This window comes from Aminobacter aminovorans, assembly GCF_900445235.1.
In the GTDB taxonomy this organism is placed as follows: domain Bacteria; phylum Pseudomonadota; class Alphaproteobacteria; order Rhizobiales; family Rhizobiaceae; genus Aminobacter; species Aminobacter aminovorans.
This window is the reverse complement of sequence record NZ_UFSM01000001.1, coordinates 235,430-247,917: the sequence shown is the minus strand read 5'-3', so window position 1 is coordinate 247,917 and position 12,488 is coordinate 235,430. Positions and strand designations below refer to the sequence as shown.

The 12,488-nt window shown below is 63.9% G+C and carries 14 protein-coding genes; 7 read left to right on the top strand and 7 right to left on the bottom strand.

Going from position 1 to position 12,488, the window contains the following annotated elements; genetic code table 11:
• The first annotated feature begins 16 nt into the window (after positions 1–16).
• The 3 genes from DY201_RS01265 to DY201_RS01255 are packed head-to-tail and all read left to right on the top strand — an operon-like array spanning position 17 to position 2,969.
• Positions 17–1,687 (top strand): nitrite/sulfite reductase, encoded by a 1,671-nt coding sequence (locus DY201_RS01265; RefSeq protein WP_115729630.1) that lies wholly within the window; start codon positions 17–19, stop codon positions 1,685–1,687.
• Positions 1,662–2,420, top strand: coding sequence for a phosphoadenylyl-sulfate reductase (locus tag DY201_RS01260; protein WP_115729629.1), 759 nt, complete (start codon positions 1,662–1,664; stop codon positions 2,418–2,420). The genes DY201_RS01265 and DY201_RS01260 overlap by 26 nt, the downstream gene beginning before the upstream one ends.
• Before the next feature lie 12 nt (positions 2,421–2,432).
• A complete protein-coding gene (locus DY201_RS01255; protein WP_115729628.1) occupies positions 2,433–2,969 on the top strand; it encodes a DUF934 domain-containing protein in 537 nt (178 codons plus the stop codon).
• A 35-nt stretch (positions 2,970–3,004) separates the two neighbouring features.
• Here DY201_RS01255 and DY201_RS01250 read toward each other — a convergent pair whose 3' ends face one another.
• Positions 3,005–3,214, bottom strand: coding sequence for a hypothetical protein (locus DY201_RS01250; protein WP_115729627.1), 210 nt, complete (start codon positions 3,212–3,214; stop codon positions 3,005–3,007).
• A gap of 255 nt (positions 3,215–3,469) precedes the next feature.
• On the opposite strand from DY201_RS01250, the gene grpE reads away from it, so the two are divergent.
• From grpE to DY201_RS01230, 4 genes are all read left to right on the top strand, one after another.
• Positions 3,470–4,102: a nucleotide exchange factor GrpE gene (grpE, locus tag DY201_RS01245; protein ID WP_115733514.1), complete on the top strand. Its 633-nt coding sequence runs from the start codon at positions 3,470–3,472 to the stop codon at positions 4,100–4,102.
• Positions 4,103–4,218: 116 nt separating this feature from the next.
• The gene (locus tag DY201_RS01240) at positions 4,219–4,851 is read left to right on the top strand and encodes a trimeric intracellular cation channel family protein (RefSeq protein WP_115729626.1); all 633 of its coding nucleotides are present in this window, start codon (positions 4,219–4,221) and stop codon (positions 4,849–4,851) included.
• A 69-nt stretch (positions 4,852–4,920) separates the two neighbouring features.
• A complete protein-coding gene (locus tag DY201_RS01235) occupies positions 4,921–6,264 on the top strand; it encodes an NAD(P)/FAD-dependent oxidoreductase (RefSeq protein ID WP_115729625.1) in 1,344 nt (447 codons plus the stop codon).
• Positions 6,265–6,292: 28 nt separating this feature from the next.
• Positions 6,293–6,640, top strand: coding sequence for a hypothetical protein (locus tag DY201_RS01230; protein ID WP_115729624.1), 348 nt, complete (start codon positions 6,293–6,295; stop codon positions 6,638–6,640).
• A gap of 30 nt (positions 6,641–6,670) precedes the next feature.
• Here the strand turns inward: DY201_RS01230 and DY201_RS01225 are convergent, their stop codons facing one another.
• The 6 genes from DY201_RS01225 to lspA all read right to left on the bottom strand — a co-directional run bounded on the left by DY201_RS01225 (position 6,671) and on the right by lspA (position 12,480).
• Positions 6,671–7,147 carry an SRPBCC domain-containing protein gene (locus DY201_RS01225; protein WP_115729623.1) on the bottom strand — a complete coding sequence of 159 codons (477 nt, stop codon included), beginning with the start codon at positions 7,145–7,147 and terminating at the stop codon, positions 6,671–6,673.
• Between the two features lie 20 nt (positions 7,148–7,167).
• Positions 7,168–7,521 (bottom strand): MmcQ/YjbR family DNA-binding protein, encoded by a 354-nt coding sequence (locus DY201_RS01220; RefSeq protein ID WP_115729622.1) that lies wholly within the window; start codon positions 7,519–7,521, stop codon positions 7,168–7,170.
• Between the two features lie 5 nt (positions 7,522–7,526).
• Positions 7,527–8,408, bottom strand: coding sequence for a l-ornithine N(alpha)-acyltransferase (gene olsB, locus DY201_RS01215; RefSeq protein WP_115729621.1), 882 nt, complete (start codon positions 8,406–8,408; stop codon positions 7,527–7,529).
• 150 nt (positions 8,409–8,558) lie between these two features.
• The gene (locus tag DY201_RS01210; RefSeq protein WP_425358750.1) at positions 8,559–10,799 is read right to left on the bottom strand and encodes a PAS domain-containing hybrid sensor histidine kinase/response regulator; all 2,241 of its coding nucleotides are present in this window, start codon (positions 10,797–10,799) and stop codon (positions 8,559–8,561) included.
• Positions 10,800–10,951: 152 nt separating this feature from the next.
• On the bottom strand, positions 10,952–11,659 hold the full coding sequence (locus DY201_RS01205; protein WP_165915976.1) for an SH3 domain-containing protein: 708 nt from the start codon (positions 11,657–11,659) through the stop codon (positions 10,952–10,954).
• Between the two features lie 329 nt (positions 11,660–11,988).
• On the bottom strand, positions 11,989–12,480 hold the full coding sequence (gene lspA, locus DY201_RS01200; protein WP_115729618.1) for a signal peptidase II: 492 nt from the start codon (positions 12,478–12,480) through the stop codon (positions 11,989–11,991).
• Positions 12,481–12,488: the final 8 nt, after the last annotated feature.

Sequence of the window (12,488 nt, the reverse complement as noted above, 5' to 3'; positions counted from 1 at the left end):
AGACCGGAAGACGACCATGTACCGTTACGACGAGTTCGACCATGATTTCGTGAAGGCCCGCGTCGCCGATTTCAGCGACCAGGTCGAGCGTCGCCTTGCCGGCGAGATCACCGAGGACCAGTTCCGGCCGCTGCGCCTGATGAACGGGGTCTATCTTCAGCTGCACGCCTACATGCTGCGCATCGCGGTGCCTTACGGCACGTTGAGCTCGAAGCAGATGCGCATGCTTGGCCACATCGCCCGCAAATACGACAAGGGCTATGGCCACTTCACCACGCGCCAGAACATCCAGTTCAACTGGCCGGCGCTGTCCGACATCCCGGCGATCCTCGCCGACCTCGCATCGGTCGAGATGCACGCCATCCAGACCTCGGGCAACTGCATCCGCAACGTCACCGCCGATCACTTCGCCGGTGCCGCCGCCGACGAGGCTGCCGATCCGCGCCCCTATGCCGAAATCCTGCGCCAGTGGTCTTCGGTGCATCCGGAGTTTTCGTACCTGCCGCGCAAGTTCAAGATCGCGGTCACGGGTGCCGAGCGCGACCGCGCCGCGATCCAGACCCATGATATCGGCCTGCACCTGAAGAAGAACGACAAGGGCGAACTCGGCTTTGCCGTCTATATCGGCGGCGGCCAGGGTCGCACGCCGATGGTCGCCAAGAAGATCCGCGACTTCCTGCCGGAACAGCACCTGCTGTCCTACACCACCGCAATCCTGCGCGTGTACAATCTGCACGGCCGTCGCGACAACAAGTACAAGGCGCGCATCAAGATTCTGGTTCACGAGACCGGCGTCGACGAGATCATCCGCCAGGTCGAGCATGAGTGGCAGGCGCTCAAGGACGGCGAGCTCAAGCTGCCTGAGGCCGACGTCGCCGCGATCCAGTCCTATTTCGCGCCGCCGGCGCTGACCGACCGGCCGGAAGGCGACGAGGCCATCAAGCTGGCGCGGCTCGATTCCAGGAGCTTTGGCGAGTGGGTCGACCAGAATGTCTTCACCCATCGCAATCCCGACTACGCCGCTGTGACGATCTCGCTCAAGGGAATCGGCGAAGTACCGGGCGATGCCACCGACAGCCAGATGGAGGCCGTGGCCGACATCGCCGAGAAGTACGGCTTCGACGAGATCCGCGTCAGCCACGAGCAAAACCTGATCCTGCCGCATGTCGCCCGCGCCGATCTCAAGGCGGTCTATGACGCGCTGATGGCGATCGACCTGGCCACATCGAATTCTAACCTGATCAGCGACATCATCGCTTGCCCGGGCCTGGATTATTGCGCGCTGGCCAATGCCCGTTCGATCCCGGTGGCACAGGAAATCTCCAGGCGTTTCGCCTCTCTGGAGCGCCAGCGCGACATCGGTGAGCTGAAGCTCAAGATTTCCGGCTGCATCAATGCCTGCGGCCACCACCATGTCGGCCATATCGGCATTCTCGGTGTCGAGAAGAAGGGCGCTGAACTCTACCAGGTCACGCTCGGCGGTTCGGCCGACGAACACACTTCGGTCGGCGAGATCATCGGCCGCGGCTTCGGCCCGGAAGAGATCACCGACGCCATCGAAACGATCGTCGAGACCTATCTCGGCATCAGGCTCGACAGTTCGGAAAAGTTCCTCGACGCCTATCGCCGCGTCGGCCCAGCGCCGTTCAAGGAGGCGCTTTATGCTAGCGAAGCCAAGGCAGCCTGACGCCGGAACTGAAGCGCAGGTTCTTGCCGAGGCTGCGGCGCTCGACGCGCTCTATGGCCAGCTGACGCCCGTCGAGATCATCGCGCGCGCCGCAACCGAGCGTTTTGTCGGCGAGATCGCGGCCGTATCGTCTTTCGGGGCGGATTCGGCCGTGCTTCTGCACATGATCGCCGAAGTCGACCGCAAGCTGCCGGTGATTTTTTTGGACACAGGCAAGCATTTCGGCGAGACGCTCGATTACCGCGACGCGCTCGCCGCAGATTACGGCCTGACCGACATTCGCATCGTCACGCCTGACGAGGCGGCGCTGGCGCGGATCGATCCGATGGGCAATCTGCATCAGACCAGCACCGACGCCTGCTGCGACGTCCGCAAGGTCGAGCCGATGGCGCGTGGAGTCGAGCCGTTTCGGGCCTGGTTCACCGGACGTAAGCGCTTCCAGGCCGCCACCCGTGCTGCCCTGCCAGTGTTCGAGCAGGTTGGCCCGCGCTTCCGCATCAACCCGCTCGCGCGCTGGACCACGTCGGATCTCGCCGACTACATGCGCAAGCATGCGTTGCGCGAGAACCCGCTGGTCGCCTATGGTTACCTGTCGATCGGTTGTTTTCCCTGCACGCAGATCGTCAAGCCGGGCGAGGATGCGCGCAGCGGACGCTGGGCCGGACAGGCCAAGACCGAATGCGGCATCCATCTATCGGGTCTCGAACAGTCGCTGACCGACGCATCACTTTAGGAATTCTTCTTCATGACCGAAGCGACACCGGCGCCGCGCCTCTGGACACCCGAAGGCTTCAGGGACGATGGCTGGACCTACGCCGAGGATGCCAGCGCGCTGGCCGGTAATAGCCGGGTCATCCTGCCGCTTCAGGCCTTTCTCGAACTCTCGCCCGAACAGCGCGAAGCTGCAAAGGAACGCCTCGGCGTTCTGCTCCAGCCTGGCGACCAGCTCGAGGAGATCGTCGATAGGCTCGACCAGCTGTCCTTGGTGGCGCTTTCCTTTCCGGTCTTCAATGACGGCCGCTCCTTCTCCAAGGCCGAGCTGCTGCGTAGCCGCCACGGCTTCGAAGGTGCCGTGCGCGCGACCGGCCAGGTGTTGATCGACCAGCTGCCGCATATGCTGCGTGTCGGCTTCAACGAGTTCGAGGTATCGCATCCCGTACTCCTGAAGCGGCTCGAAGCTGGCCAGGTCGGTGGCCTCTCGCTCCACTACCAGCCGACCGCCAAGCCTGCGGCAACGCCTTCGGAAGGTGCGAAGTATTCCTGGCGCCGCAGCGCGACATGAAATAGCTGAAAGCCTGGACGGAAACGTCCGGCGCGCTAGCTTCTGCCAAGCATCTTGCGAAGCGGCTTGTCATGCTCGGCGGCATCGAGCCTGTCGAGCAGGCGGCGCAGCTTCTTTGGCAGCTGTTCGTCTGCCTGGAAGGCAGGCAGCGCTTCCAGGACGCGCAGATTGCTTTCGGACGCAAGCTCTCGCCTGATGTTCGTTGCGACCTTGGCTGCTGTCTTGGTGATACGTGCGCTGGACATGATTGAAACCTGTGTTCGCTGGCAAAACTCGCGCCAGATGCAAATGGTTCCCAGATTGCTTGCCCGCCGCAGACATGGTCGGCTTGTATGGTAAAACTTGAATTAACATTGAATGGCCGGCGCTGCCTGTACCGCAGATGATGGCGCCCAAAAGGCGCGGCATCCCGTCCCGGCGGCCCTTGCCCCTTGATTTTTGACACCCAAACCTCGATATCGGGCACAACTTAGAACGTGTCCAAACAACGGGAAATGGCGATGAGCGATCAGGCAAAAGACGAACGCGCGCTCGATGAGGCCGCGACTGCCGAGGCCCAGGCCGACAAGATCGAAGGCAGCGTCGAAGGCGACTATGAAGCCCTCGTAAGGCTGCTGAAGGAAAATGAAGAGCTGAAGGATCGCGCCCTGCGCGCTGCTGCCGAGATGGAAAACCTGCGTCGCCGCACCGCGCGCGACGTGCAGGATGCCCGTGCCTATTCGGTGGCCAACTTCGCCCGCGACATGCTGTCGGTCTCGGACAATCTGCGCCGTGCGATCGAGGCTGTCACTGACGAAGCCAAGACATCAGGCGGTACTGGCCTGGCCAGCCTGATCGAGGGCGTCGAGGTGACCGAACGTTCGATGCTGTCGGCGCTCGAGCGTCACGGTGTCCGCAAGCTCGATCCGCTTGGTGAAAAGTTCGACCCGAACTTCCACCAGGCGATGTTCGAAGTGCCGAACCCCGACGTCGCCGCCAACACGGTCGTGCATGTCGCCCAATCTGGCTACACCATCGGCGACCGCGTGCTGCGCCCGGCCATGGTAGGAATCGCCAAGGGTGGCCCCAAGCAAGTCGCAGATGCCCCGGCCGAGCCCGGCCCGGTCAACGAACAGGCTGAAAAAGACGCCTGAGAAGCGAATAGCGAATAGGGATTAGCGAACCGGGATTTGATCAGTAAAGTGGCCCCCAAACCGGGGGCTGCTTTGTTTTTCTCCTATTCGCTACTCACTACTGCCTGTTCGCTCGAATGAGCCCACTGCTCTACCTCGACTATGCCGGTGTGGCGGTGTTTGCCGCGACTGGTGCGCTTGCCGCATCGCGCAAGCAACTCGACGTCATCGGCTTTCTGTTCCTGGCAAGCTTTACCGGCATCGGCGGCGGCACAGTTCGCGATGTCATCCTGGGGCTCCCGGTGTTCTGGGTGATCAACCCGGCCTATGTGCTGGTCTGTGCCGCGGTCGCGGTCGGGGTGTTCTTCACCGCCCATCTGGTCGAATCCCGTTACAAACTGTTGCTCTGGCTCGATGCGCTCGGCATGGCCGCCTACGCCGCCATCGGGGCTGCCAAGGGGCTGGCGGCGACCGCATCGCCGACGGTCGCCATCGTCATGGGGCTTTTGACGGCGACCTTCGGCGGCATCCTGCGCGATCTGCTTGCCGGGGAGCCCTCGGTCCTGCTCAAGCCTGAAATCTATGTCTCGGCGGCCATGGTGGGAGCGGGCATCTACACGCTCGCCGACATCGCCGATTTGCCGCCTGAAGTGTCAACCGTCGTTGCTTTTGTCGCTGCCTTCATGGTGCGCGGCGGCGCGTTGAAGTTCGGCTGGACCTTTCCGGCCTATCGCAGCCGCCCGGGCCGCCGCCCCGAAGATATTCCCTGAGATATCAGGCCCTATACCTGTCCGCGAAGCTGGTTCTACTATGTGCCGACGAAGCAGAGGGCAGGTCAGATGCAGCATCGCGTAGTGGTCGTCGGCGCCGGCTTCGGCGGGCTGGAGGTCGTCAAGGGGCTGGCGGGTGCTGCGGTCAGCATCACCTTCATCGACCGGCGCAACCATCACCTGTTCCAGCCGCTGCTCTACCAGGTCGCGACGGCCTCGCTGGCCACCTCCGAGATCGCCTGGCCGATCCGCTCGCTTGTCTGGAACAGGCCGGAGGTGACGACCATCCTGGCCAGCGTCACCGGCGTCGATGCCGTGCGGCGCCACGTCCTGCTCGAAGGTGGCGAGACAGTGCCCTATGACAGCCTGGTGCTGGCGACGGGCGCGCGGCATGCCTATTTCGGCCACGACGAATGGGAGCCCTTTGCGCTCGGCCTGAAGACGCTCGAGGACGCAACGACGATCCGCCGCCGCATTCTGGTGGCGTTCGAATGCGCCGAGCGAGAGACCGATCGGGAAAAGCAGGCGGCACTGCTGACTTTCGTCATCGTCGGCGCCGGACCCACCGGGGTGGAAATGGCCGGGACGATCGCCGAACTGGCGCGCGACACGCTACCGCGCGATTTCCGCAACATCGATACGGGCAGGGCACGGGTGGTACTGATCGAGGCCGGGCCGCGTGTACTTGGTGGCTTCCCCGACGACCTCTCCGAATATGCGCTGCGCTCGCTGCGCAAGCTTGGCATCCAAGTCGAGCTCGGCCGCGCCGTCTCCGACTGTAATGCCGACAGCGTCACCTATGGCGATATCAGGCTGGCGACCAAGACGATCATCTGGGCCGCCGGCGTGCGCGCATCGCCCGCCGCCGAGTGGCTCGGCGCCCCGGCGGACAGGGCAGGACGTCTCCAGGTCATGCCTGACCTGACGGTTCCAGGTTATCCTGAGATGTTCGCCATCGGCGACACCGTGACGGTGAACGACCCGAACGGAAAACCCGCGCCCGGCATCGCGCCCGCCGCCAAGCAGCAAGGCCAGCACGTCGCCGCCACCATCAAGGCGCGGCTGCGCGGTGATGCCGCGCCGCGGCGGTTCCACTACCGCCATCAGGGCAGTCTCGCACAGATCGGCAAGCGCCGCGCGGTCATCGACTTCGGCTGGATCAAGCTGAAGGGAGCGCTGGCATGGTGGCTCTGGGGCATCGCCCACATCTACTTCCTCATCGGTTCGCGGGCACGGCTCAGCGTGGCCATCAACTGGCTGTGGATTCACGCCCGCAATCAGCGCGGCGCCCGGCTGATCACCCAGGGCGAGGCCCGGATCGACGCGATCGGGGTAACGGCTGGCGAGGAGGCGCCAGACGCGCAGCCGACCCCTGCCACTCGCGCCATGCCAGTGCCATCAGGGCGGCAATGACGGGTCGAACGCGCCGGGACGGGGTGGCATGATCGAGCGGAAACAGCCGCGCCACCTCGCTGCCATCCTTGGCTATACCGCCCTTGTTGTCGGCCTGCCCATTGTCGTGCTCGGGCTGTTGCCGGCGAACGAATACAAGGTGTGGGGCGGAGGCGGCATCGACTGCGACGGCCCGGGCCTGGTGCTGTTCCTTGGCCTGCTTGGACTGGCCATCTACGGCGCCGGTGCCGTGCTCAACGGCCGGCAGTTCAGGAAACCGTTGTGGCTGCTGGTCGCCGGCATCTGCGTGCTGGTCTGCCTGGCACTGATGCCCAACATTGCGGACGCGTTGAGGGAGCAACGGCTGAACGAGCTTGCCGCGGAAACCTGCGGCTGATCGAGAAGCCGCCCCATCGGCAGCCGTTGCTCAGACCTCGACGAAGGCCGCCAGATTTTCGAGCGACGAGGCGATGCCCTGCTGATGGTCGTCCTGGCCGATGCCGGCGGGCACGTTTTCGCAGCTGACGGTGACCCGTGTGCCACCGTCGACCGGCCCCAGCGTCGTCACGATCCGCATCGTCCCGGCAAGATTGGGATCTTCCGATTCGAACGTGATGAGCTCGACGACCCGCCTTCCGGGCGTCAGCTCGGCAAACCGGCCATCGAAGAAATCGGCATTATCAGTGGTCTTGCCGTGTCCGCTGTCGCCTTCATAAATAAAGGCCATGCGGAAAATGCCGCCCTCGCGCGCATCGAAGGCCAGGACTTCGCCACGCATGCCTTGCGGCGGACGCCAGCTTGCCACGGCTTGAGGCTCGATCAGCGCCCGGTAGATGACGTCAGGCGCTGCCTTTATGATCCGCGATCCGGTGTCTGTTCTCCCAAGCTCCTGGGCACCTGCCATCAGTGTCTCGCCCCTTGGGATCAACCGGTCGCTTGCCGTGCCTTGAGCAGGCTCTTTGGTGCCTGCATCAGCCAGCCGCGTTCGAGCCGCGTCCTCAGTTGATCGGGCGGGATGTCGTGGATGCGCACCAGGACTACCGGCCACCCCTTATAGTGGGTGGTCTCGAAATAGAGATGCGGGTCGGCCTCTATGAGCATCTCCTTTTCCTCGAGCGGACACATCACCGCCACCGTGTCCGCATCCTTGACCCGACAGAGGAATTTCTTGCGGACATGAAGCGACGGCGTGCCGTAGGAGGTCCCCTCTACCACCTCCGCCAGCCCATCAGCCGCCGCGCGCAGCTTGTTGAAGGCAGGCCGGAGGTCGTCGCTCACAGCACCTAGGCCGCGAAGCGCTGGGTTTCGCCGCCATAATAGTTGATGTAGCGGGCGCCGATTTCTTTCACCGGCATGACGATGAAGACGTCGGTCGTGCCGAAGTCATGGTCGATGACGCAGCCATCGCCGATCTTGGCGCCGACGCGCAGGTAGCCCTTGATCAGCGGCGGCATCGCGGCGATTGCGGACTTGGCGTTGACCGCTTCGATCGGCATCAGGTCCATGGCGCAATAGCGCCCAACCACCGCCCGCACGTCCCAATCCGCGCTGGTGCGGCAATGATGGGCCAGATAGGTCAGCGCCTCGGCATGCGCCGCCGGCACCGTGCCGTGGAACGAGGCGCAACCGGTCATGACGTCGATGTCGTAACGGTTCAGATAGGCCCAGATGCCTTGCCAAAGCGCCTCGATGGTGCGCTTGGAGCGGTATTCGGGCAGCACGCAGGAGCGGCCGAGCTCGAGGAAGCGCTGGCCCGGATGTCGGGCGATGAGCTTGTTCAGCTCGAATTCATCGTCGGAATAGAAGCCGCCGGCCTCCGTCGCGCGCTCCTGGCGCAGCAGACGGTAGGTGCCGACGATGCGGCGATGCTCGGGGCCTGATATCGAGGTGTCGAAGACCAGCAGGTGATCGCAGATGTCGTCGAACCGGTCGGCGTCGCGTCGCTCGATCGAATGCAGCGCCTGCTTCCTGGCGCCGAGTTCGTCGAAGAACACACGGTAGCGCACTTCCTGGGCGGCGGCGATTTCCGCTTCGTCCCGGGCGAGGCGAACCTCAAGTGTACCGATCCGTCCGAGCGGTGTCCCTGGCAGTAAAGGTTTGGAAGGCACTGTCACCTTGGCGCCGTTGGCTTTCTGAGTGTCACTGTCCGGCAAGGCTGTATGCACGGGTGATTCTCCTTCGAGCCATCCCTCCTGGCGCGGGGATACGGTGTCGGTGCTACAGGATTGTGACAGTATCGTGATCAACCTGTCGCGGCAAGTCTGGCCGGGCAAGCAACGTCGGGTAGCCGGCTAGGAAAATCACACTTATCTAGTTCAGGCGGCGGCGCGCTGCTCGACGAGATTGATCAGGACATCGGGGTCGAGGGGCTTGGTGACGAAGCCGCTGGCGCCATGGGCGAGCACCGCGTGGCGGGTCTTTTCCTGGCTGTCGGCCGACAGCACCATGATCGGCACGGCAGCCATTCCATGCTGCTCTTCATGCCGGCGGATGGCCGATATCGCGTCCAATCCGTCCATTACGGGCATGTGCATGTCCATCAGCACGACATCGTAGCGCCGCTTGCGACTGGCTCCGGTCACCGCCTCGACGGCGGCCTTGCCATTGTTGACGACGTCGACCCGATGCCCTGCCTTCACCAGCACCGCGCGGGCGAGCATGGCATTGATGTCGTTGTCCTCGGCGATCAGTACCGACAGGCCACGAAGCTGCGGACGATTCGCGGGCTTGGCCGCTGTGCGCCGGCTCGCCAGTTGCGGCTTGCCCGGCACGACGCCCTGTTTCGCCAGCAGAATTCGCAGCAGGGTCTCGCCGCGCACCGGCCGGGCCAGGAAGGTCGCATAGCCGCTGGCGCGCAGTTCGCCGAGCAATCCGCGGTCGGTCGGCGCAATCAGCGTGACCGCCTCGCTGGCGGCGAAACCGTTTTCGCGCAGTTGCTTCAGCATACGGCCGTCATTATCTTCCAGTGCGGCGTCGACGAGCAGCGCGTTGCAGCCTTCGGCGAAGGCGGCGGCCTGTTCGGGCGTCACCGCAATGTCGGCGCGGCCGCCATGGGCGCGGATGGTTTCGGCCAGCGCCTCCGCCTCGGTGGTGTTCTTCGACAGGATGACGGCGCGCCGTCCGGCCAGCGCATCGGCATTGGTCTGGGGCGTGTCGGTCGCGCCAAATGCCGGCAGCTCGAAGGTGAATTCCGAGCCTTCGCCGGGTTGGCTGGAGACGGTGATCGTGCCGCCCATGGCGGTGACCAGACGCTTGGAGATGGCGAGCCCGAGCCCGGCGCCGCCATGCGACCGCGTCGAGGTGCCGTCGGCCTGCTCGAATTCCTCGAAGATGCGCTCGACGTCCTCGGCACGCAGGCCAGGGCCTGTGTCGGTCACGGTGAAGCGGATCTTGCCCGGATGATCGTCGCCAGTCCGCGCGACGTTGAGACGGACGCCGCCGGCATCGGTGAACTTGATGGCGTTGCCGATCAGGTTGAGCAGCACCTGGCGGACGCGGCCCGGATCGGCCGAAATCATCTGCGGCACAGCGGGCGCGACATGGCACCCGAGCCCGATGCCCTTGGCGAAGGCGCGAGACGCCAGCAACTCGACGACATTGTCGGCGATTTCGCGCGGCGACATCGGCTGCGGCTCGGGATCGAAGCGGCCCGCCTCGATCTTGGAATAGTCGAGCAGATCCTCGATCAGCGCCAGCAGTGCGCTGGCCGAGGTCGAAACGGCGCCGACATAGGTGCGCTGCTCGGGCGACAGCTCAGTGTCGTGCAGCAGCTTGGCCATGCCCATGATGCCGTTCATCGGCGTACGTATTTCGTGACTTACGGTTGCCAGGAAGCGCGACTTTGCTTGGCTGGCATATTCGGCGCGCTCGCGGGCGCCGATCAGGGCCGCCTCGGCGCGCTTGCGGGCGGTGATGTCACGGGCGATGGCCCGGTGCGACACCGCATTGCTGGCTTTGTCGCGTACAGAAAGCTCGATCCAGGAGAACCAGCGCACGACGCCGTTGGAGCGGATGCCGACATCGGTGGAGCTCAGGCATTCGCCGTCTGAAAAGGCGGCGTCCGGCACCACGCCGACATCGACGCCGAGTTCCGCCAGCGTGCGGCCGGCGAGATCGCGCGGGTCCTGGCCGATGAGTTCGGCGAATACCTTGTTGGCATAGACGATGCGGCCGTCGCGGTCGCGGTGGACGACAAGGTCGCCAAGCGCGTCGATGAGGCCGCGGAAGCGCTCCTCACTTTCCTGCAACTCCCACATCCGATCGGCGAGGGTCTCGATCTCGGCGCGGTTGCGCGAGGCGTTCTCGGTGATTGCCTCGGCAGCCCGCGCGCGCTCGCCCAGGCTGCGCGACAGCAGCACCATGCCGGCAAGGCCGATGGCGAAAAGGCTCGTGCTGATGAAAACAGGGGCGCCGGTCAGATGGGCGAGGCCCGACAGCACCAGCACCGCGACGAGGATGGTGAAATAGAGGCCGCGCGGCGGCTCCTTCGGCAATGCCGGTGCAAGCGAAGGTGGCGTGATGAGGCGGCGATGCGACTGCATGTCGGTGTCGGCCATGGCCGCACCTTGCTTCGTCTTTTCATCAGTTGTGCCGGATTCCGTCATCATGGCGGAAGCCTAACACCGAGAGCTTAGGGAAGATTTTGGCAGATAGTTCGAATTTTAGCGGTCGCGCGTTTTAGCAATATGACGGCAGGGGAATACTACGATTACTGAACGTAGCTCTTGTAAACGTAGCCGCGTTTGCCGTTGAAAACGATTTCGCACCATTGGGTGCAAGAAACGAGTTCGACCGAGGTCTTGGCCGGAATGACGCCAAGCACCTCGCCGCCTTTTTGCGGCTTGGCGCGCATGTTCACCGACCGCTTGATGACGGCTGCCTTGCCGCCCTCGCTGGCCCCGGCCGGCTTGGCTTCGGCTTCGATGGCCTGGACTGCGGCGGTTTCGGCAGGATCGGTCTTGGCGTTGGTGTCGGTAAGCGCCAGTGCGACGGTCTCGGTCGGGTCCTTGGCGATGACCTTCTCGGCACCGGGAATGGCCGGCATGGCTTCGAGCGGCTGCGTTGCGCCGGCTTTCACCACTTGGGCCCAGCGCGGGTCGGCGGCCAGCGGCATGTCGGATGCTTCCTCGGCAACGGCGTCCGAAACGATGATCGAGCTGGCGGCGGAAGCGACGCGGCTCTTTCGTCCGGTCGGTTCGGCGGTGATGGTGGTAATCTTTTCCTTGGATGGCTCGGCCTCAGCCTGCTTGGCTTCCTGCACGGTGTCGGCGGAGCTCTGGCCCATATGCGGTACGATGAAGAGGGCGGACACGGCGGTGACGCTCATCAGGGCGGTCATAGCCAATACAGCGCAGACCAGGCCGCGGTTCGGCGCATTCTCGCGCCAGGAAGCCGGCTCGGCTTTCGTGAACATCATAGTGGAGCGCGGCTGATTCGCTGCGCCCAACCCGAAGGGCATTTTCACTAGCAACTCTCCACTCAGGCCCCAAAGCGCTCGGAATAGCGAGCTCCCCCACCTGTCGTTTCGACCCGCAAATCTACGCCGCGTAGCCGCAAGACAGTTCAGTCGGTACCTTTCGGCCCGTCCACCGAACGCACCATGATGAGCGATTGTGGCAGACCTTGGACCCGATTGCGACCTTAGTGAAAAAAATCTTAACCGCTTAGTCAAGTCTGTGGGTAAGCTGCAGATGACCTCACGCCTCTGTCACATATTGTATTGTGACTTGATCGATGCTGGTGACCCTATTCATCGGCGGCCTTGGGCTCGCTGCGGCCGCGCCGCCAGGCCAGGAATTCGTCCAGCACGACAAGGGCGGCACCTACGGAAATGAAGGCATCGGCGAGGTTGAAGATGGCAAACGACCACACTGGCGTGTGGAACAGGATGTAGTCGATGACGTGTCCGTAGACGGTGCGATCGATGAGGTTGCCCAGTGCCCCGCCAACGATCAGCGCGAAGCCAAAGCGCGAGATGACCTGTGCCGCCGTGGTCTTGATGGCGAGAAAGGTGACGAAGGCGACGACCACCGTCGTCAGCACGATCAGGCCGGTGTCGCCGACATTGGAGAACATCGAAAAGGCGATGCCGGTGTTGTAGGTGCGATAGAGTGCCAGGAACGGCAGCAGGTCGACCTTCTCGTGCATGACAAGATTGGCCTCGACCACCACCTTGATCCATTGGTCGAGCGCAACGGCGAGAGCTGCGACGATCCCGTAGACTGCGACTGGCTTCAACAGGGGCT

What these genes read in the sequence shown, in the direction of transcription:
- DY201_RS01265 (WP_115729630.1), top strand. Translation starts at nt 17, where the DNA reads ATGTACCGTTACGACGAGTTCGACCATGATTTCGTGAAGGCCCGCGTC.
- DY201_RS01260 (WP_115729629.1), top strand. Translation starts at nt 1,662, where the DNA reads ATGCTAGCGAAGCCAAGGCAGCCTGACGCCGGAACTGAAGCGCAGGTT.
- DY201_RS01255 (WP_115729628.1), top strand. Translation starts at nt 2,433, where the DNA reads ATGACCGAAGCGACACCGGCGCCGCGCCTCTGGACACCCGAAGGCTTC.
- DY201_RS01250 (WP_115729627.1), bottom strand. Translation starts at nt 3,214, where the DNA reads ATGTCCAGCGCACGTATCACCAAGACAGCAGCCAAGGTCGCAACGAAC.
- grpE (WP_115733514.1), top strand. Translation starts at nt 3,470, where the DNA reads ATGAGCGATCAGGCAAAAGACGAACGCGCGCTCGATGAGGCCGCGACT.
- DY201_RS01240 (WP_115729626.1), top strand. Translation starts at nt 4,219, where the DNA reads ATGAGCCCACTGCTCTACCTCGACTATGCCGGTGTGGCGGTGTTTGCC.
- DY201_RS01235 (WP_115729625.1), top strand. Translation starts at nt 4,921, where the DNA reads ATGCAGCATCGCGTAGTGGTCGTCGGCGCCGGCTTCGGCGGGCTGGAG.
- DY201_RS01230 (WP_115729624.1), top strand. Translation starts at nt 6,293, where the DNA reads ATGATCGAGCGGAAACAGCCGCGCCACCTCGCTGCCATCCTTGGCTAT.
- DY201_RS01225 (WP_115729623.1), bottom strand. Translation starts at nt 7,147, where the DNA reads ATGGCAGGTGCCCAGGAGCTTGGGAGAACAGACACCGGATCGCGGATC.
- DY201_RS01210 (WP_425358750.1), bottom strand. Translation starts at nt 10,799, where the DNA reads ATGGCCGACACCGACATGCAGTCGCATCGCCGCCTCATCACGCCACCT.
- DY201_RS01205 (WP_165915976.1), bottom strand. Translation starts at nt 11,659, where the DNA reads ATGATGTTCACGAAAGCCGAGCCGGCTTCCTGGCGCGAGAATGCGCCG.